Origin of the sequence: Sphingomonas sp. Ag1 (genome assembly GCF_000980895.1) — a bacterium.
GTDB lineage: Bacteria > Pseudomonadota > Alphaproteobacteria > Sphingomonadales > Sphingomonadaceae > Sphingomonas > Sphingomonas panaciterrae.
In genome coordinates this window covers 558948-577556 of record NZ_LAZX01000094.1, presented here as the reverse complement: position 1 = coordinate 577556, position 18609 = coordinate 558948, and the positions used below count along the sequence as shown (strand labels likewise).

Here is an 18609-nt window from a genome sequence, read left to right as displayed (position 1 = left end):
TTGCTCCGGCGGGACGCAACCACTTTTTTCGGGTTTCACCAATTTTGTTCGCCGCGATTGCTGCGGTCGATCGACATGAGGATGCCAAGGCACAGGAACACGGTCATCTGCGCCGATCCGCCGAAGCTGACGAGCGGCAGGGGGATGCCGACCACGGGGGCGAGGCCCATCACCATCGCCAGGTTGATCGCGACGTAGAAGAAGATCGTCGTCGCGAGGCCCGCCGCGGTGAGCTTGGCAAAGCGGGTGCGGGCGCGCAGGCCGACGTTGATGCCCCAGCGGATCACCATCAGATAAGCGACGATGATGAACAGGCCGCCGAGCAGGCCCCATTCCTCCGCCATGGTCGCGAAGACAAAGTCGGTGTGCCCCTCCGGCAGGTAATCGAGGTGGCTCTGCGTGCCGTTGAGGAAGCCCTTGCCGGTGATGCCGCCAGAGCCGATCGCGATCTTCGACTGGCTGATGTGATAGCCGGTGCCGAGCGGATCGCTCTCGGGATCAAGGAAGATGAGCACGCGATTGCGCTGATAGTCGTGGAGCAGATAGGTCACCGCAAGCGGCGCGGCGACGGCGAGGCCGAGCGCGCCGCCGACGAACAGGCGCAACGGGACGCCGGCGAGGAACATCACCGTCAGGCCGCCGCCAGTGATCATGAGCGCCGTCCCGAGATCGGGCTGAAGCATGACCAGGCCGGCCGGCAGCCCGATGAGGATCGCCGCCGGCCAGATCGCGCCGAAGCGCCGCGTCTCGTTGGGCGGCAGCAGCTCGTAGAAGCGCGCGCAGGCGAGCACGATCGCCGGCTTCATCAGCTCCGACGGCTGCAATCTGATGAAGCCGAAATCCAGCCAGCGCTGGCTGCCGCCGCGCACCGCACCGAGCAGTTCAACCGCAAACAACAGAATGACGATCAGGACATAGCCGGGCAGCGCGCCACGTCGCCACACGTCCTCCGGCACGCGGGAGATCACGATCGACCCGCACAGGAAGATGACGAAGCGAATTCCCTGAGAGAGTGCCCAGGGACGCATGTTGCCGCTGGCGGCGGAGTAGAGGATGACGAGGCCGAACCCGCCAAGCGCGATCACCAGCAGCAGCATCCGCCACGGCAGCCGCGCCAGCGGCGCAGGCACGATCGACGGTCGGCTCATTGTGGATCCGATGGTTCGGTGGTGCCGACGCTCGCGGGACCGGCGCCGTTGGCGATGTCGCTGACGGTCGCCTCCTGCGCCGCGTTCGAGGCGTCGGTCGCCTGGCGAACGGCCGGCGCGCGCGTCGGGGCGGGGGCGTCGGTTTCGGTGGCGGCGCCCTGCGCCGGGGACGGCGCATTGGCGGCGGCGCGGTAGGCGGCTTCCTGCGCGGCCATGCGCGTCCGGATGTCGCCGCCCCATGTCGGTTCGACCTCGGCGAGCGCCTTCAGCGCACGCTCCTTGTCGAACAGATAGGTCATGATGTCCTTGCCGATCATTGGCGTGTCGAGGTTGCGGATGACGTGGCCGTTATGCTCGAGCACGATGGCCGCGGCGTAGCGCGGCTTGTCCGACGGCGCGAAGCAGATGAACAAGGCGTGGTCGCGCAGCTTGAAGGGAAGCTGCGAATTGCGCAGCACGCCGGTACGACGTTCGGCCATGGTGATACGGCGTACCTGGGCGGTGCCGGTTTTCGCCGCCAGATCGATGCCAGGCAGGTACAAGCGGGAGGCGCCGCCCGTGCCGCCGCCATTGACCACCTTCCACATCGATTCGCGAACAATCTGAAGATGCTCTTCCTTGTACGGCAGCAAAGGGGCGTTGCCGTGCACGCGATCCATCAACAGGCTGGGCTGGACCTGCCGTCCCGACGCAATGCGCATCGCCATCACCGCAAGCTGGAGCGGATTGGACAGGACATAGCCCTGGCCGATCGATGCGTTCAGCGAGTCGGCGACGGTCCACTTCGTCTTGTACTTGCGCTCCTTCCACACGCTGTCGGGCACGGTGCCGTAGCGCTGCGTCGCGAAGGGCAAGTCGAATTTCTCGCCCATGCCGAGCGAGCGGGCGACCGGCGCCACCTTGTCGTAACCAAGGCGGCGGATCATCTCATAGAAATAGATGTCGCAGCTCTGCGCGACGGCGCCGCGCAGGTCCATCGGGCCATGCCCACGCCGCTTGTGGCAGTGGAACACGCCGCTTCCGACCCGCATCGCTCCGCTGCAATACACCCGCTCGTCGGGGCTGATCCCGGCTTCCAGCAGCGCAAGGCCGTTCATCGGCTTCACCGTCGAGCCCGGCGGATACAGCCCCTGCGTCACCTTGTTCATCAGCGGGACGTGATCGTCCGCCGACAGCATCTTCCACTCCATGTGGCTGATCCCGTCGGAGAAGCTGTTGGGATCATAGGCCGGCATGGAGACCATCGCGAGCATCTCGCCCGTGTGACAGTCGAACACCACCGCGGAGCCGGAGTTCGTGCCCAGCCGGCGCGCGGCATATTCCTGCAAGCCGGAATCGATCGTCAGCTTCTGCGTCTTGCCGGGCACGTCGGGGCGGGTGGCAAGCTCCGCGACCAGCTTGCCGCGCGCCGTCACCTCGATCCGTTTTGCCCCGGGCTTGCCGCGGAGCTCATTTTCCATCGTCTTTTCAAGGCCGTCCTTGCCGACCTTGAATCCCGGTGTCAGCAGCAGCGGGTCGCGCGTCTGCTTGTACTGCTCCGCCGTGGCGACCCCGACATAGCCGGTCAGGTGTGCGACGGCGGCGCCAGCGGGATAGTTGCGCGCGAACCCGCGCGTGGGCGCGACGCCGGGCAGCTCGGGCTGGCGGACCTGCACCGCCGCGAACCGCTCCCAGCTCACATTCTCGGCCACCTTGACCGGCTGAAAGCCCGCCGCCCGCTTCAGGTCGGCGCGGACACGCAGCAGGTCGTCGTCGGTCAGCGCCAGGAGATCACGAAGCGCCGCCAGCGTCCGTTCCTCGTCAACGATCCGATCGGGGATCAGGTCGACGCGAAAGTCGGTGCGGTTGTCCGCAATGGCGTGACCATGGCGATCAACCAGCCAGCCGCGACGCGGCGGGATGAGGGTCATGTTGACCCGGTTGTTCTCGCTCAGCAGGTTGTAGCGTTCGTTCTCGGCAATCGACAGCCAGCCCATTCGACCGGCCAGCACGCTGCCCACGCCGATCTGCATCGCGCCGAGCAGCCAAGCCCGGCGCGAAAACGTGTAGCCCTGCTGCGCCTCCGTGGCGATCCGCGGTGTCCGGTTCATTCGGCAACGCGACGGCGATCAACCCAGGCGACGGCGCGCGCGGCTAGGGGGAAAAGAAGAATCGACACGATGATCTGGATCACTAGCACGCTATCGACCTGCGCGCCGAGGGGGGTGGCCAGAAAACGACCGGCAATCAGGCAGAAGGCGATACCCACCGCTGCGATCAGCCAATCCTGTGCGAAGGCGCGGAAGATGGTGCGCTGATCAAACAAATCGACCAGGAAAAAGGTCAGCGTCCACAGCAGCATCGCGCTGCCGAGCGGCTGGCCGCTGAGGCAATCGTCGAACAGGCCGAGCAGCGCCGGTGCCCAGCGGCGCAGCGCAAGCGGCGCGAGCAGGCGCCACGAGAGGAGCATGAGGAGGCCGAACGGCGGCAGCAGTGGCAGCGTTGCCACCACCGGGATGATCGTCACCAGGGAGCCGCCCATGACGGTCAGCCATGGCAGCGCACGCGCCGGCGACTGCTGCATCGGCGCCTGGAAGGGTTTGGGCGCAGTGCTCACTGCGCCGCCGCGCTCCCGACGGGCTGGCTGCCGGTTGCCTGGGGGTCGGCAGGGTCGGGCCGCGCCGGGGGCGGGGGCGGCAGGAACGGCGCGCTGACGATGGCGAAATCGAACGTATTGGCCTCGGCAAACGGCTTGGCGGGGGCGCTGTCGGCGCCCGGCTTCAGCACATGGGCGACCAGCACGCCGGGGGTGTAGAGGCCGCCGATGCCGGACGTGATGAAGCGGTCGCCTGGCTTCAGCCGCGCATTGGTGGTGCCGACCGAACGGATATCGAGCAGGCCATCGCCGCGCCCGGCGGCGAGGGCGGGCAGCCCGTCGCCGATGCGCTGCACGGGGATGACGCTTTCCGCGTCGATGGTGAGCAGCACGCGCGCTGAATTGGGGCCGGCCTCGACAATGCGGCCGATGAGCCCGTCGGGGCCGCGCACCGGCATGCCGGGCCGCACGCCCTGCCAGCGCCCGGCGTTCAGGATCCCGAAGCGCCGCGTGCTCGATGCACTGGAGCTGACGATCCGCGCCGTCGCCACGGTATCGGGCGTCGCCTCGCGCAGTTGGAGCAGCCCGCGCAGGCGGCGATTGTCGCGCACGATGATCCGCGCCTGGGTCAGCGCCTCCCTGGTGCGGGCGACTTCGGCGCGCAAAGCGGCATTTTCGTTATGGACGCGGAAATAGGTGGCGATCGTCTCCGGCACGGAGGCAATGCCGCGCACGACCGCGGCCCCCGCGGTGGAAGCCGGCGCGGTGACCTCGGTCGCGGCCGACCGCAGCGCGGCAAAGGCGGGCGGATTGAATTGCGACAGGACGAGCAACACCGCACCGACCAGCGCTCCCGCGACGGCCAGGATGTAGCTCATAAAGAGCGTATATTGCGCCCGTCGCGAGAAACCCGGGCGCCGGTCCCGCGGCGGCGCCATTCGCTATTCCTTCAGATCAGCCGCTTTGCAGCACGCCGCGATAGATCGGATCCTCAAGCGCGCGACCCGTGCCCAGCGCGACGCAGGTCAGCGGATCTTCCGCCACCGTCACCGGCAGGCCGGTCTCGTCGCGAAGCACCTCGTCCAGACCCTGCAGCAGCGCGCCACCGCCGGTGAGCACGATGCCCTGATCGACGATGTCCGCGGCGAGTTCGGGCGCGGTATTCTCAAGCGCCACGCGAACACCCTCGACGATCGTGGCGACCGGCTCGGACAACGCCTCGGCGATCTGGCCCTGGTTGATCTGGATTTCCTTGGGCACGCCGTTCACCAGGTCGCGACCCTTGATGTGGATCGTCATGCCGATGCCATCGACCGGCGGCTTGGCGATGCCGACTTCCTGCTTGATCCGCTCGGCGGTGGCTTCGCCGATCAGCAGATTGTGGTTGCGGCGTACGTAGCTGACAATCGCCTCGTCCATCTTGTCGCCGCCGACGCGCACCGACGTGGTATAGGCGAGACCGCGCAGAGACAGGACGGCGACTTCGGTCGTGCCGCCGCCGATATCGACGACCATGCTGCCGATCGGTTCGGTGACCGGCATGTCCGCGCCGATCGCGGCCGCCATCGGCTCCTCGATCAGCCACACCTGGCTCGCGCCGGCGTTCGACGCCGCGTCGCGGATCGCGCGGCGCTCAACCTTGGTCGAGCCCGACGGCACGCAGATCACGATCTCCGGCCAGCGCATGAACTTGCGCTGCCCATGGACCTTGTAAATGAAACTCTTGATCATCTGCTCGGCGACATCGATGTCGGCAATAACGCCATCGCGCAGCGGACGGATCGCCTCGATGTTGCCGGGCGTCTTGCCCATCATCAACTTGGCGTCTTCACCGACGGCCTTGACCTTCTTGATGCCATTGATCGTCTCGACCGCCACAACGGACGGTTCATTGAGCACGATACCGCGGCCACGAAGATAGACCACGGTGTTCGCAGTCCCGAGATCGATCGCCATGTCATGGGACATGAACTTGAAGAAACGCGAGAAGGCCATGTTCAGCTTAATTCCGTCCCCGAGTCGCCGGAGCGAGGTACATCAATCATCCCGCCGCCGCGGCCGCAAGTCGCTTCTAGGGCTTTGATCGTGCTGTCACGGGGTCGCGGGATGGCGCCGATTGGGCTAGGGGGCTGATGGTGTCAATACGTCGCCTCCCTGAACATCTGATCAATCGCATCGCCGCCGGTGAAGTGGTGGAAAGACCGGCTAGTGCGTTGAAGGAACTGGTGGAGAACGCGCTTGACGCGGGCGCCACCCGAGTCACCGTCCGGCTGGCAGAGGGTGGCCTGTCGCGGATCGAGGTGGTCGACGACGGCTGCGGCATGACCGCGGCCGATATGGCGCTCGCGCTGGAACGCCATGCCACGTCCAAGCTTCCCACCGATGAGATCGATCAGGTCGCCACGATGGGGTTCCGCGGCGAGGCGCTGCCCTCGATCGCCAGCGTTGCGCGGCTGACGCTCGAAAGCCGGGTGCGCGGCGCCGATGGCTGGTCGCGCGTCATCGACAATGGCGCGGTGGTGGGGGACGGCCCCGCCGCGTTGCCGCCGGGCACACGGGTCATGGTGGAGGAATTGTTTGCGCGCGTGCCCGCCCGCCGCAAGTTCCTGCGCTCGGGCCGCAGCGAATATGCCGCCTGCCTGGACGTGGTGCGGCGTCTTGCGATGGCACGGCCGGACGTCGCCTTTCTTCTCGAACATGATGGCCGCCGCGTCCTTGCGGCGCTCCAGCCGGAGGATCGCCCCGCCCGCGTCGCGGCGCTCACCGACCGCGCGCTGAAGGAGAACAGCGTTGCGATCGACATGGAGCGCGAGGGGCTGGTGCTCGGCGGGGTCGCTGGCCTGCCGACCTTCCATCGCGGCGTTGCCGATCACCAATATCTGTTCGTCAACGGGCGCCCGGTGAAGGATCGGTTGCTCACCGGCGCGATCCGCGGCGCTTATGCCGAGATGATGCCGCGTGACCGGCACGCCGTGGTCGCCTTGTTCCTCGACGTTCCGCCCAGCGAAGTCGACGTCAACGTGCATCCGGCCAAGACGGAGGTTCGCTTCCGCGATCCGGCGATGGTGCGCGGCCTTATCGTGTCCGGCCTACGCCGCGCGCTCGACATGGCCGGACATCGCGTGGCGCATCGCGCGCCAGCCGACGCGATGGCGATGTTTCGTCCGGAGCCGAGTGGCGGCGGGGCGGAACCATCGGCCCTCTTTGGCGGGCAGGGGCAGGCGGCTGTCACTCCTGGCGGCGCGCCTTTCGCGGGCGGCAATGTGGTGCGTGACCAGCGGCCGACCTTCTTCGCGCCGCCGCCGCAAGCGCGTGCCGAGCCGGCGACGGCGCCGCTGCCGGACACCGGGGATCACCCGCTGGGCGTGGCGCGGGGGCAGGTCGCGAAAACCTATATCGTGGCGGAGGCGGCGGACGGGCTGGTGATCGTCGATCAGCACGCCGCGCACGAGCGGCTGGTGCTGGAACGGATGCGCGCCGCGCTGGCTGGGGGGCGCGTGGCGGCGCAGGCGCTGCTGATCCCCGAGGTGGTCGAACTGGACGAGCCGGCATGCGACCGGATGGAATCGCGCGCGCCGGAATTGAGCGAACTTGGCCTCGATGTGGAGCGTTTCGGCCCCCGTGCGATGCTGGTGCGGGCAACCCCGGCGCTGCTCGGCCGCGGTGATCCTGCCGGGCTGGTGCGCGACCTGGCCGATGAACTCGCCGCGTTCGACGAGGCGCTGTCGCTACGCGAGCGGCTCGATGCGGTGGCAGGCACCATGGCCTGCCACGGATCGGTGCGCGCCGGCCGGGTGCTGTCGGTCGCCGAGATGAACGCGCTGCTGCGCGAGATGGAGGCGACGCCGCATTCGGGGCAGTGCAACCATGGCCGCCCCACCTGGGTGAAGCTGGCGCTGTCCGACGTCGAGAAGCTGTTCGGGCGCAAATAGCGGCGGGATTACCCCGCCGCCTTCGCCAGCCCCTTCGACAGTTGCAGCGCGCCGTGCAGCCGCGCGGCCGGATCGGCCCAGTTGCGGGTGAGCGCCAGCTTCGAATCCGGACGCAGCTTCGCAATGCCGCCGAGCTTGTCGACATAGGCGAGCAGGCCGGGGACATTGGGCGGCGTATCGTCATGGAAGCTGACGAGCGCGCCCTTCGGCCCGACGTCCATCTTCGACACGCACGCCTTCTTGGCGTTCATCTTGATCTCGATAACCTTGATGAGATTGTCGGTCGCCTCAGGCAGCGGCCCGAAGCGGTCGATCATCTCGGCGGCGAACGCTTCCAGTTCGCGCTTCTCGTCCAGTTCGTTCAAGCGGCGATAGAGCGCCATCCGCAGGTCGAGATCGGGGACATAGTCGTCCGGGATCAGGATCGGCGTATCGACGGTGATCTGCGGCGAAAAATCGCGCGGGCGGCTGGCGAGGCCGCCGGCCTTGGCGTCCATGATCGCCTCTTCCAGCATCGACTGGTAGAGTTCGTAGCCGACCTCCTTGATGTGGCCGGACTGCTCGTCCCCGAGCAGATTGCCCGCGCCGCGAATGTCGAGATCGTGGCTGGCGAGCTGGAAGCCGGCACCCAGGCTGTCGAGATCGCTGAGCACCTTGAGGCGTTTCTCCGCAGCGTCGGTCATCATCCGTTCGGGCGGGGTGACCATATAGGCATAGGCGCGCGTCTTCGATCGGCCGACGCGGCCGCGCAGCTGGTAGAGCTGCGCCAGCCCGAACCGGTCGGCGCGGTTGACGATCATCGTGTTGGCGGACGGGATATCGATGCCGCTTTCGATGATGGTGGTGGAGACGAGCACCTCGAACTTCTTGTCGTAGAAGGCGCTCATCCGTTCCTCGACCTCGCTTGCCGCCATCTGGCCGTGGGCGATGACGTAGCGGATTTCGGGCACTTCCTTGCGCAGGAACTCCTCAATGTCGGGGAGGTCGGCGACGCGCGGCGTGACGAGGAAGCTCTGCCCGCCGCGATAATGTTCGCGCAGCAATGCCTCGCGCAGGACGACGGGGTCCCACGGCATGACATAGGTGCGCACCGCCAGGCGATCGACCGGCGGCGTCTGGATCACGGACAGTTCGCGCAGGCCCGACATCGCCATCTGCAGCGTGCGCGGGATCGGCGTCGCGGTGAGGGTGAGGATATGGACGTCGGCGCGCAGTGTCTTGAGGCGTTCCTTGTGCGTGACGCCGAACCGCTGTTCCTCGTCGACGATGACAAGGCCGAGGCGCTTGAAGTCGACGTTCTTGGCGAGCAGCGCGTGGGTGCCGATGACCACGTCGATCGTGCCGTCGGCAAGCCCTTCCTTGACGCGCTTGGTCTCCGCCGCGGTGACGAGGCGCGAGAGGCGGCCGATGCGGATCGGGAAGCCTTCGAAGCGGGCCATGAAATTGTTGTAATGCTGGCGCGCGAGGAGCGTCGTCGGGCAGACGACCGCGACCTGCATGCCGGCCATGGCGGCGACGAAGGCGGCACGCAGCGCGACCTCCGTCTTGCCGAAGCCGACGTCGCCGACGATCAGCCGGTCCATCGGCTTGCCGGCCGAGAGATCGGCCAGCGTTTCCTCGATCGCGCGGTCCTGATCGTCGGTTTCCTGATAAGGGAAACGATCGACGAAGCTGGGGTAGCCGCTGCTGTCGGGCTCGGCGACCTCGCCCTGGCGAAGCGCGCGCAGGGCCGCTGTGGCGATCAGCTCACCCGCGATCTCGCGGATGCGCTCCTTCATCTTCGACTTGCGGCGCTGCCACGCCTCGCCGCCGAGCCGGTCGAGGCTGGCGCCTTCCTCGCCGGAGCCGTAGCGGCTGAGCACCTCGAGGTTCTCGACCGGCACGTAAAGCTTGTCGCCGCCGGCATATTCCAGCTGCACGCAGTCGTGCGGCGCCTTGGCGACCGGGACCTGAGTCAGCCCGACGTAGCGGCCGATGCCGTGATCGGTGTGGACGACGAGATCGCCGGGCGAGAGCGTGGCGAGTTCGGCGAGGAAGGCGTCGGCGGACTTGCGGCGCTTGGCACGGCGCACGAGCCGGTCGCCGAGCATGTCCTGTTCGGTGAGGACGGCTACGTTGGGTGCGGTGAAGCCGTGGTCGAGCGGCAGGACGATGAGCGCGGTCTGCGTCTCGCCGACGCCCTGCGCCTCCTGCCATGTTTCAACCGCCTTCGCACCGGTGAGGCCATGGTCCTTGAGAAGATTGCCGAGCCGATCGCGTGCGCCGGTCGAGTAGCTCGCGAGGACGGGCGTGCGGCCTTCCTTGCGTAGCGCCTTCAGGTGATCGACCACCGCCTCATAGACATTGGCATGGGCGGCGCGCTCGGGCGCGAAATCGCGCGGGCCGTCGACGTCGAAGTCGACCACGGTGGCGGATTCGGGCTCGTGGAACGGCGTGGTGACATGCGCCGTCGCGGCGGCGAGCGCGTCCTCCCATTCCTTGGGCGGCATGTAGAGCGTCTTGGCGGGAAGCGCGCGGTAGCTGCCGGGCTGCGCTGCCTCGGCGCGCTTGCGGTTCTCGTAATAATCGGCGACCGCCTCGAACCGCGCCTCGCCCGCGGCCTTCACGCCGCCGTCGCGCACGACCAGCGCATCCTCGCCGATATGGTCGAACAGCGTCTCGAGCCGCTCCTCGAACAGCGGCAGCCAATGTTCCATGCCGGCCAGGCGGCGGCCTTCGCTGACCGCCTGGTAGAGCGGGTCACCCGTCGCGGTGGCGCCAAAGGTTTCGCGATAGCGGCTGCGGAAGCGCTTGATGCTTTCCTCGTCCAGCAGCGCCTCGGAGGCGGGGAGGAGGGTGAAGCCGGGGATCTTGCCGGTGGTACGCTGATCGGCAGGGTCGAAGGTGCGGACGCTCTCGATCTCGTCGCCGAAGAAGTCGAGCCGAAGCGCCTGCGTCTCGCCCGAGGGGAAGAGATCGACCAGGCCGCCGCGCACGGCATATTCGCCGGCGTCGTGGACGGTATCGGTGCGCACATAGCCGTTGGCGGAGAGCAGCGCGGCGAGCTTGTCGCGTGCGATCCGCTCACCCGGTTTCAGGTTCGCGACCAGCTGGCGGATGCGGAACGGGGTGAGCGTGCGCTGCGTGGCGGCGTTGACGGTGGTGAGGACGAGCTGCGGCGTCTTGGGGGTCGCCTGCAGCTTGTGCAGCGCGCCGATCCGCTCCGCCATGACGCGCAGGGAGGGCGAGGCCCGGTCATAGGGAAGGCAGTCCCACGCCGGATATTCGACGATCTCGATCTCCGGCGCGAAGAAGCGCGCGGTGCCGGCGATCGCGCGCATCGCCGCTTCGTCCGGCGCGATGAACACCGCCCGCGTCGTCGCCGCGCGGGCGAGATCGGCGAGCAGGCTGGGCAGGAAGCCGGTCGGCACGCCCGAGAGGGTGAGCGGCGTCTTGGCGGAGAGAATCGTCTTCAGATCGGGCAAAGGCGGGTCCGTTCGTATCGGGCGGCGGCAGGTAGGGGCTTGGTCAGGCGCCGGGCTGGCTGCCCGGGGTGGCGAGCGCGAAATCGACGCGGCGCATCGTCTGCATCATCTCGCCTTCCCATTCGGGCGGGCAGGGGATGGAGCCGATCGCCCAGCCCATGATGTCCACGTCCTGCTCCTCCAGCAGGCGTTCGAACCATTGCAGCTGTTCTTCGGACCAGCTGGCGTGATGCGCATCGAAGAAGCCGCCGATCATGAAATCGGCCTCGCGCGTGCCCCGGTGCCAGGCGCGGAAGCGGGTGCGCCGCAAACGAGTTTCTTGATCCATCAGGGGCTCCAACGACACTTGGCCGGCCGTGGTTTCGCACGGTCGGCGACGATAATTCATCCGCTCGCCTGACAGGATCGATGCGAACGGCTAGGCGTGGCGCAAGAGATAGTCATGCGACCCAATATCCTCAATCCACTGTTCGCCGAAGTCACCGCGCTGAAGGGCGTCGGGGCAGGGCTGGCCAAGCCGCTGGATCGGCTTGGCCTTGCGAGGGTGGTGGACGTGCTGTTCCATTTGCCGAGCGGCTGGATCGATCGCCTGCCGCGCGACGAGCTGATGGCGCAGGATGCCGGGCGGACGATCGCGATCACGCTGACGGTGCGCGACATTCGCGTGTCTTCAAGCCCGCGCGGGCCGACGCGGGTGCAGGCTGCGGATGGCTACGGCAATATCGTGAGCCTCGTCTATTTCGGGCGATCGAGCGGGCTGGTGCGCAAGCTCTATACCGTTGGCGAGCCGGTGCGCGTATCTGGCAAGCTGGAGACGTACGGCCAGGAATTGCAGATCATCCACCCGGAGATCGTCGACGGCGAGGACAGCTTTCGCGAGCGCGAGGCGATCTATCCCCTGTCGGAGGGGATTACGTCGCGGCGCGTCGGCGGGCTGGTCGAGCAGGCGATCGCGCGGGCGCCGGAGCTTGGCGATTGGATCGAGCCCGGCCTGCTGGCGCAGCGCGACTGGCCGGGGTGGAAGGAGGCACTGGCGCGCGTCCATGCCGATCCCGCCGACGCGGTGGCGCGGGCGCGGATCGCCTATGACGAGATTTTCGCCAACCAGCTGGCGCTGTCGCTGGTGCGGCAGGATACAAGGCGTCGGCGCGGGCGCGCGCTGAAGGGCGACGGGCGGCTGCGCGACATGCTTCGGCTGCCCTATGCGCTGACCGGCGCACAGGCGCGGACGGCGCGCGAGATCGAGGGCGATCTGGCGCAGGACGCGCCGATGCTTCGGCTGCTGCAGGGTGACGTCGGATCGGGCAAGACGCTGGTCGCCGCGCTTGCGTTGCTGATCGCGGTGGAGGCTGGGGCGCAAGGCGCGCTGCTGGCGCCGACCGAGATATTGGCGCGGCAGCATTATGACACGCTGCGCGAGACGCTGGCCGGCCTGCCGGTGAACATCGCGGTACTGACCGGGCGCGACAAGGGCCGGGCGCGCGAGGGCGTGCTGATGGGGCTGGCGGATGGATCGATCGACATTTTGATCGGCACGCACGCGATCTTCCAGGATGCGGTGACTTACCGCGATCTGGGGCTGGTGGTGGTGGACGAACAGCATCGCTTCGGCGTGGCGGAGCGGCTGGCGCTTTCCGCCAAGGGCAAGACGACGCCGCACCTGCTGGCGATGACCGCGACTCCGATCCCGCGCACGCTCGTCCTCGCGCAGCATGGCGAGATGGACCAGAGCCGGCTGGACGAAATGCCGCCGGGGCGCGAGCCGGTGGAAACGCGCGTCATCAGCGAGGAGCGGCTGGACGAGGTGGTCAACGCGCTCGGCCGGCATCTGGCGGAGGGCAAGCAGGCCTATTGGGTCTGCCCGCTGGTGGAGGAGAGCGAGAAGAGCGACCTTGCCGCCGCCGAGGCGCGGGCGGCGGCGCTGGCGGGGCGCTTCGGGGATCGCGTCGGGCTGGTGCATGGCAAGATGCGGCCGGCGGAGAAGGACGCGGTGATGGCGCGCTTCGCCGGCGGCGAGCTTGGCGTGCTGGTGGCGACGACGGTGATCGAGGTGGGCGTGAACGTGCCCAATGCGACGCTGATCGTGATCGAGCATGCCGACCGCTTCGGCCTGGCGCAGCTTCACCAGCTGCGTGGGCGGGTGGGGCGTGGCGGCGGGCAATCGCGCTGCCTGCTGCTGCGCGGCAATGCGCTGAGCGAGACGTCGCGCGCGCGACTGGCGCTGATGCGCGAGACGAACGACGGCTTCATGATCGCCGAGGAGGATCTGCGGCTGCGCGGCGGCGGCGAATTGCTCGGCACGCGGCAATCGGGCGAGGCGGCGTTCCGGCTGGCGACCCCGGAGCTGCTCAATGAGCTGCTGCCGATCGCTTATGATGACGCGCGGCTGCTGATCGATCGCGACGGCGGGCTTTCCGGCGCGCGCGGGCAGGCGGCGCGGGTGGCGCTATATCTGTTCGAGCGCGACGCGGGCGTGGCGCTGCTGCGATCAGGCTGATCAACGATTGCGCGCCGCGTCCCGGATGCGCGGGCAAGCGGCGCCGTCAGAACGAGGTCAGCGCGACGTAGAGGCCGACAGCGATGACCATCACGGCAAAGCCGCGTTCGAGCAGGCCCTTGCGCGTGGCGAGGCCCCGAGCGGCGGCCATCCCGGCGACGGTGCCGATCGCGCCGCCCGCGATCATCAGCGCGGTGACCCGCCAGTCGACCATGCCCGAGGTGGCGTAGGACGCTGCGGTGGTCAGCCCCAGTGCGCTCACCACCACGAGCGAGGTTCCCACCGCGTTGGCGATCGGCATGGCAGTGGCCAGCATCAGGCCCGGCACGATGAGGAAACCCCCGCCGATACCGAAGAAGCCGGCTGCAAGGCCGACGCCAAGGCCAATCGGGATCAGCCTCGGCAGCAGCGTCTCGGCGGACTCTCGCGACAGGCGAACGTCCGGCGCTGGCGCAGACTTGCGGGGGCGGAGCATCGAGACGCCGACGCCGACCATCAGCAGGCCGAACAATGCCAATAGCCGCGCGCCACCCATTGCCTTGCCGAGTTCCGCACCGATGCTCGCCCCGGCGACGCCCACCGCCGCGAACACGGTGGCGCAAGGCCATTTTACCGTGCCCGCCTGGGCGTGACCGGCAAGGCTGGCCAGCGCGCTGGCGGCGACTGCAACGGCGGCCGTCCCGATCGCGAGATGCGCAGACCCGGTCCCGACGACATAGACGAGCAACGGCACGGCGAGGATCGACCCGCCGCCGCCGACCAGCGCCAGGATCAGGCCGATCGCCGCGCCGGACGCGAGCGTGGCGAGGATGGCGGCGGCGGTCATGAGCGGCTCAGCTCGCGGCGCGCCGGTTCCACGGCATCATGCGCAGCAGGTTCGCCATCCCACACCAGCCGGTCGCCCCGGCGAGCATCAGGCCGGCACCAACGAAGGCGGACAGGCCGAAGAAGGCGGGAGTGACGAACAGGCCCAACAGCACGCCCGCAAGCACCAGCATGCCTGCCGTGATCTGCACCTGCCGCATGACCTCAAGTGGCTGGGCGCGATCGACCACCGTCGGTTGCCCGGCCGAGCGCCAGGCATCCACGCCGCCATCCAGGATATAGGCCGGGGCGCCTGCGGCAGCGGCGGCGAGCGCGCTGGCGTTGGCAGCCGTGCGCATCCCCGACTTGCAGTGGAAGATCACCGGGCGCTCTTCGCGCCGCAGGGTGGCAACGCGGTCGAGCGGCAGATTGACCGCACCGGGAATGCGCTCGCGCGCGAATTCGTCAGCGCCGCGGATGTCGACCAGCCGCGCGCCGCCATCGAGGGCGACGCGCGCGTCGCGCGGGGACAGGGTGGGGAGCATCAATCAACGTCCTTGCAGTAAAGTTGGTAGAGGGTGGCGAGAAGCGTTTCGACGCGGGGATCCGCGATCGCGTACCAGAGCGTCTGGCTCTCGCGCCGGAAGGCGACGAGGCCTTCGTCCCGCATCTTCGCGAGATGCTGCGAACAGGCGGACTGCGACAGGCCGACCTCGCGGGCGAGGTTGGTGACCGTCACCTCGCCATGCTCGACCAGCTTACACAGCAGCATCAGCCGCCGGGGATTGCCGATCGCCTTCAGCGTGTCGGCAACCTGGCCGGCCTTTTCCTCGAACGTCGCCAGATCCATCGGCGGCTTCAGCATCTGCTTCTCCATTAGACGTTGCTAATTTCGTGACCGCTCATATATATGCAAGGCATGATGGAGCCGAATATGACCCAGCCTTTCATCAAGGCCTTCTTCGATGAGCCGACCAACACGATCAGCTATCTCGTCGGCCACCCTGCCACCCGCATCGCGGCGGTGATCGACCCGGTGCTCGATTTCGACCTGGCGAGCGGCGAGGTGGATAGCCGGTCCGCAGAGCGGATCCTCGCCTTTGCCGATGAGGACGGATGGCAGATCGCGATCGTGCTCGAGACCCATGCGCATGCCGATCACCTGTCGGCGGCGCCCTTCATCAAGGCGCATACGGGCGCATGGATCGGCATCGGCGCGCACATCCGCGACGTGCAGCGCATCTTTCGGCCGGTATTCGCGATGACGGACCTGAAAATCGACGGATCGGACTTCGACCGGCTGTTCGACGACGGCGAGCGGTTCCAGATCGGCGATCTTGCCGTCGAGGTGCTGCACGTGCCCGGCCATACGCCAGCCGATGTCGCCTATCTGATCGGTGATGCCGCGTTCGTCGGCGATACCCTGTTCATGCCCGATTATGGCACCGCGCGTGCCGACTTCCCGGGTGGCGACGCCCGCACTTTATATCGCTCGATCCGCCGGCTGCTGTCGCTGCCTGGCGAGACGCGCCTGTTCCTGTGCCATGACTATAAGGCGCCCGGTCGCGACGAATATCGCTGGGAAACGACCGTGGACGAGCAGCGTCGATCGAGCGTGCATGTTCATGACGCGGTCAGCGAGGACGCGTTCGTCGCCATGCGCGAGCAGCGCGACGCCGGCCTCGCCGTGCCGCGGCTGTTGTTGCCGTCGATCCAGGTCAACATCCGCGCCGGCCGCTTCCACGAGGCGGCGGACAATGGCGTCACCTATCTGCGCATTCCCGTGAAGCCCCGGGAACGCGCAGAGTAAGGAGGGAAGGGCGCCGATGGTCAGCCGGCGACGAGCAGGCCGTGGTGCTTCTTGCCGGCGGAGATGCGGACCGGCTCGCCGCCCGCGGTGACAGTGGCGGCTTCGTCGGAGACCTTCTCGCCGGCGACGCGTGCGCCGCCCTGCTTGATCAGGCGGCGGGCCTCGCCCTTCGACGCGCAGAAGCCGAGGCCGACGAGGACGTCGACCAGCGCCACCTCACCGCTGGCGGCGAAGGTGGGGAGGGCGTCCCCGCTGGCGCCTTCCTCGAAGGTCTTGCGCGCGGTCTCGGCGGCCTTTTCCGCTGCGTCGCGGCCGCGGCACATGGCGGTGGCCTCGTTGGCGAGGATCTTCTTTGCCTCGTTGATCTCCGCGCCCTCGAGCTTTTCGAGGCGGGCGATCTCGTCCTCCGGCAGATCGGTGAACAGGCGCAGGAAGCGGCCGACGTCGCGATCATCGGTGTTGCGCCAGAACTGCCAGTAATCGAAGTGGGGCAGCTGATCCTCGTGCAGCCAGACAGCGCCCGAGACGGTCTTGCCCATCTTCTGCCCGTCGGCGGTGGTGAGGAGGGGGGTGGTGACGCCGAACACTTCGGTCCCGTCCATGCGGCGGGCGAGTTCGATGCCGTTGACGATATTGCCCCATTGATCGCTGCCGCCCATCTGCAGCCGCACGCCGTGGCGCTGCGACAGCTCGCGGAAGTCGTATGCCTGCAGGATCATGTAGTTGAATTCGAGGAAGCTGAGCGACTGCTCGCGATCGAGCCGCAGCTTCACCGAATCGAACGACAGCATCCGGTTGACCGAGAAATGCTGGCCGACCTCGCGCAGGAAGGGGATGTATTCGAGCTTGTCGAGCCAGTCGGCATTGTCGACCATCACTGCATCGGTGGGCCCGTCACCGAACGTCAGGAAGCGTTCGAAGATGCGGCGGATCGAGGCGACGTTTTCCGCCACTCGCTCGTCGTTGAGCAGCTGGCGCGATTCTTCCTTGAACGACGGATCGCCGATCTTGCCGGTGCCGCCGCCCATCAGGACGATCGGCTTGTGTCCGGTCTGCTGCAGCCGGCGCAGCAGCATGATCTGGACGAGGCTGCCGACGTGGAGCGACGGCGCGGTCGGATCGAAGCCGATATAGCCCGGCACCACCTGCTTCGTCGCGAGCGCATCGAGCGCGGCCGCGTCGGTCATCTGGTGGATGTAGCCGCGGTCGGTGAGGACGCGGAGCAGATCGGACTGATGGTCGGTCATAGTGAAGCGGCACATGCCCTCACCCGGCCCCGCCCGCAAGCGGGAGGCGTGTGCCGGCTATTTCCGGGGGAGCTGAGTCGCCGGATCGACCGGGCTGCGGCCCTTGCGCAGCTCGAAATGGAGCTCGGGCTGATCGGCAAAGCCCGTGTCGCCGGACAGCGCGATCGTCTGGCCCTTCTTCACTGCCTGGCCACGCTGGACGAGCAGCTTGGAGGCGTGGCCGTAGACGCTGGTCCAATTCTCGCCGTGGCGGATGATCACCAGCCCGCCGAGCGCGGCGATGCCGTCGCCGACATAAGCGACGGTTCCGTCGGCGGCGGCGCGGACCGGCGTTTCGGTCGGCACCGCGATCTTGATGCCGTTGTTGCGCTGGCCGCTGGCGCCGGCGCCGAAGCGGCCGACGATGCGACCGTCGACCGGCCACATGAAGCGGCCCGGGCTGCTGGTGGGCGGCGCGACCGCCGCGGTGGCGGGCAGGACACGGCGCGGCGTCGCGACCGGCTTGGCCGGTGCCTGGTTCTCGGCGATCGCCGGCTCACCACCGGTGATGATGTCATCGATGTCGAGGCGGAAGGCGGCGGCACGCTCGGCGGCGCTGCGCGGGCGTGCGTCACCCGGGATCAGGATACGCTGCCCGGTGCGCAGGATATAGGGTTCGCTAAGGTCGTTGGCGGCGACGATGTGCGACCATTCGACGCCATAGGCGCGCGCGATGGCGATGCCGGTCTGGCCGGAGCGCACCAAGTGATAGCGGCCGCCGGGAATGCGCAGCCGCTGGCCGGCGTAGATGACGAACGGCGCGGACAGGCCGTTGGCGCGGGCGATCGCTTCCGATCCGGCGCCGGTCCGCTCGGCGATGGCGCGCAGCGAATCGCCGGAGCGCACGACATAGCTCTGCTCGGCGACCTGCCGCGCGTCACCGGCCACGCCGCGCTGCTCCCAGGCCGGGGGCGGGGCGGGGAGCTGCTCCACCTCATCCTGCGGACGCGCCGCGCCGCCCCGGTGCGGCGTGGGGCTGCTGCCGGGCTCAGCGGGCGCTGGCCGGATCGGGCGGTCGACCGAAGGGATGCATCCCGCCAACGCGATCGCGAGCGGCAGCGCAAGCGGGATACGGTTCGTCATTACCGCTGCA

At 68.1% G+C, this 18609-nt stretch carries 15 protein-coding genes; 3 read left to right on the top strand and 12 right to left on the bottom strand.

The window, feature by feature from the left end:
* Positions 1-35: 35 nt before the first annotated feature.
* From rodA to XM50_RS15600, 5 genes are all read right to left on the bottom strand, one after another.
* On the bottom strand, positions 36-1148 hold the full coding sequence (rodA, locus tag XM50_RS15620) for a rod shape-determining protein RodA (RefSeq protein WP_046410764.1): 1113 nt from the start codon (positions 1146-1148) through the stop codon (positions 36-38).
* On the bottom strand, positions 1145-3238 hold the full coding sequence (mrdA, locus tag XM50_RS15615; protein ID WP_046410762.1) for a penicillin-binding protein 2: 2094 nt from the start codon (positions 3236-3238) through the stop codon (positions 1145-1147). The genes rodA and mrdA overlap by 4 nt, the downstream gene beginning before the upstream one ends.
* Entirely contained in the window at positions 3235-3654 is a 420-nt protein-coding gene (mreD, locus tag XM50_RS15610) for a rod shape-determining protein MreD (RefSeq protein WP_443024673.1), read from the bottom strand. Before mreD ends, mrdA begins: the two co-directional genes overlap by 4 nt.
* 86 nt (positions 3655-3740) lie before the next feature.
* On the bottom strand, positions 3741-4601 hold the full coding sequence (mreC, locus tag XM50_RS15605) for a rod shape-determining protein MreC (RefSeq protein ID WP_231622001.1): 861 nt from the start codon (positions 4599-4601) through the stop codon (positions 3741-3743).
* A gap of 76 nt (positions 4602-4677) precedes the next feature.
* A complete protein-coding gene (locus XM50_RS15600; protein ID WP_046410758.1) occupies positions 4678-5718 on the bottom strand; it encodes a rod shape-determining protein in 1041 nt (346 codons plus the stop codon).
* A gap of 140 nt (positions 5719-5858) precedes the next feature.
* Here XM50_RS15600 and mutL point away from each other — a divergent pair, with 140 nt between their 5' ends.
* Positions 5859-7655 (top strand): DNA mismatch repair endonuclease MutL, encoded by a 1797-nt coding sequence (gene mutL, locus XM50_RS15595; RefSeq protein WP_046411781.1) that lies wholly within the window; start codon positions 5859-5861, stop codon positions 7653-7655.
* Between the two features lie 8 nt (positions 7656-7663).
* Here mutL and mfd read toward each other — a convergent pair whose 3' ends face one another.
* Both mfd and XM50_RS15585 read right to left on the bottom strand, forming a co-directional pair.
* Positions 7664-11119 carry a transcription-repair coupling factor gene (gene mfd / locus XM50_RS15590; RefSeq protein WP_046410757.1) on the bottom strand — a complete coding sequence of 1152 codons (3456 nt, stop codon included), beginning with the start codon at positions 11117-11119 and terminating at the stop codon, positions 7664-7666.
* A 43-nt stretch (positions 11120-11162) separates the two neighbouring features.
* Entirely contained in the window at positions 11163-11447 is a 285-nt protein-coding gene (locus XM50_RS15585) for an FAD assembly factor SdhE (RefSeq protein WP_046411778.1), read from the bottom strand.
* Between the two features lie 114 nt (positions 11448-11561).
* On the opposite strand from XM50_RS15585, the gene recG reads away from it, so the two are divergent.
* Entirely contained in the window at positions 11562-13616 is a 2055-nt protein-coding gene (recG, locus tag XM50_RS15580) for an ATP-dependent DNA helicase RecG (RefSeq protein ID WP_046410756.1), read from the top strand.
* Between the two features lie 46 nt (positions 13617-13662).
* Here the strand turns inward: recG and XM50_RS15575 are convergent, their stop codons facing one another.
* Genes XM50_RS15575 through XM50_RS15565 form a run of 3 tightly spaced genes read right to left on the bottom strand, consistent with a single transcriptional unit; the run spans position 13663 to position 15285 of the window.
* Positions 13663-14442 (bottom strand): sulfite exporter TauE/SafE family protein, encoded by a 780-nt coding sequence (locus tag XM50_RS15575; RefSeq protein ID WP_046410755.1) that lies wholly within the window; start codon positions 14440-14442, stop codon positions 13663-13665.
* Between the two features lie 7 nt (positions 14443-14449).
* On the bottom strand, positions 14450-14968 hold the full coding sequence (locus XM50_RS15570; RefSeq protein ID WP_046410754.1) for a rhodanese-like domain-containing protein: 519 nt from the start codon (positions 14966-14968) through the stop codon (positions 14450-14452).
* Positions 14965-15285, bottom strand: coding sequence for an ArsR/SmtB family transcription factor (locus XM50_RS15565; RefSeq protein WP_197075566.1), 321 nt, complete (start codon positions 15283-15285; stop codon positions 14965-14967). The genes XM50_RS15570 and XM50_RS15565 overlap by 4 nt, the downstream gene beginning before the upstream one ends.
* A 69-nt stretch (positions 15286-15354) precedes the next feature.
* On the opposite strand from XM50_RS15565, the gene XM50_RS15560 reads away from it, so the two are divergent.
* Positions 15355-16230, top strand: a complete 876-nt coding sequence (locus XM50_RS15560) for an MBL fold metallo-hydrolase (RefSeq protein WP_046411776.1) — start codon at positions 15355-15357, stop codon at positions 16228-16230.
* Positions 16231-16250: 20 nt separating this feature from the next.
* On the opposite strand, the gene tyrS is transcribed toward XM50_RS15560, so the two are convergent.
* Together tyrS and XM50_RS15550 are read right to left on the bottom strand one after the other, a co-directional pair.
* Entirely contained in the window at positions 16251-17477 is a 1227-nt protein-coding gene (gene tyrS / locus XM50_RS15555; RefSeq protein WP_046410752.1) for a tyrosine--tRNA ligase, read from the bottom strand.
* Between the two features lie 57 nt (positions 17478-17534).
* Positions 17535-18599 carry a peptidoglycan DD-metalloendopeptidase family protein gene (locus XM50_RS15550; protein ID WP_046410751.1) on the bottom strand — a complete coding sequence of 355 codons (1065 nt, stop codon included), beginning with the start codon at positions 18597-18599 and terminating at the stop codon, positions 17535-17537.
* Between the last annotated feature and the right edge of the window lie 10 nt (positions 18600-18609).

Bases quoted from the DNA above. Each gene is read 5' to 3' on its own strand.
- mreC (WP_231622001.1), bottom strand. From the start codon at position 4,601: ATGAGCTACATCCTGGCCGTCGCGGGAGCGCTGGTCGGTGCGGTGTTG.
- rodA (WP_046410764.1), bottom strand. From the start codon at position 1,148: ATGAGCCGACCGTCGATCGTGCCTGCGCCGCTGGCGCGGCTGCCGTGG.
- XM50_RS15565 (WP_197075566.1), bottom strand. From the start codon at position 15,285: ATGCTGAAGCCGCCGATGGATCTGGCGACGTTCGAGGAAAAGGCCGGC.
- XM50_RS15550 (WP_046410751.1), bottom strand. From the start codon at position 18,599: ATGACGAACCGTATCCCGCTTGCGCTGCCGCTCGCGATCGCGTTGGCG.
- XM50_RS15560 (WP_046411776.1), top strand. From the start codon at position 15,355: ATGACCCAGCCTTTCATCAAGGCCTTCTTCGATGAGCCGACCAACACG.
- XM50_RS15600 (WP_046410758.1), bottom strand. From the start codon at position 5,718: ATGGCCTTCTCGCGTTTCTTCAAGTTCATGTCCCATGACATGGCGATC.
- recG (WP_046410756.1), top strand. From the start codon at position 11,562: ATGCGACCCAATATCCTCAATCCACTGTTCGCCGAAGTCACCGCGCTG.
- XM50_RS15585 (WP_046411778.1), bottom strand. From the start codon at position 11,447: ATGGATCAAGAAACTCGTTTGCGGCGCACCCGCTTCCGCGCCTGGCAC.
- mrdA (WP_046410762.1), bottom strand. From the start codon at position 3,238: ATGAACCGGACACCGCGGATCGCCACGGAGGCGCAGCAGGGCTACACG.
- XM50_RS15575 (WP_046410755.1), bottom strand. From the start codon at position 14,442: ATGACCGCCGCCGCCATCCTCGCCACGCTCGCGTCCGGCGCGGCGATC.
- tyrS (WP_046410752.1), bottom strand. From the start codon at position 17,477: ATGACCGACCATCAGTCCGATCTGCTCCGCGTCCTCACCGACCGCGGC.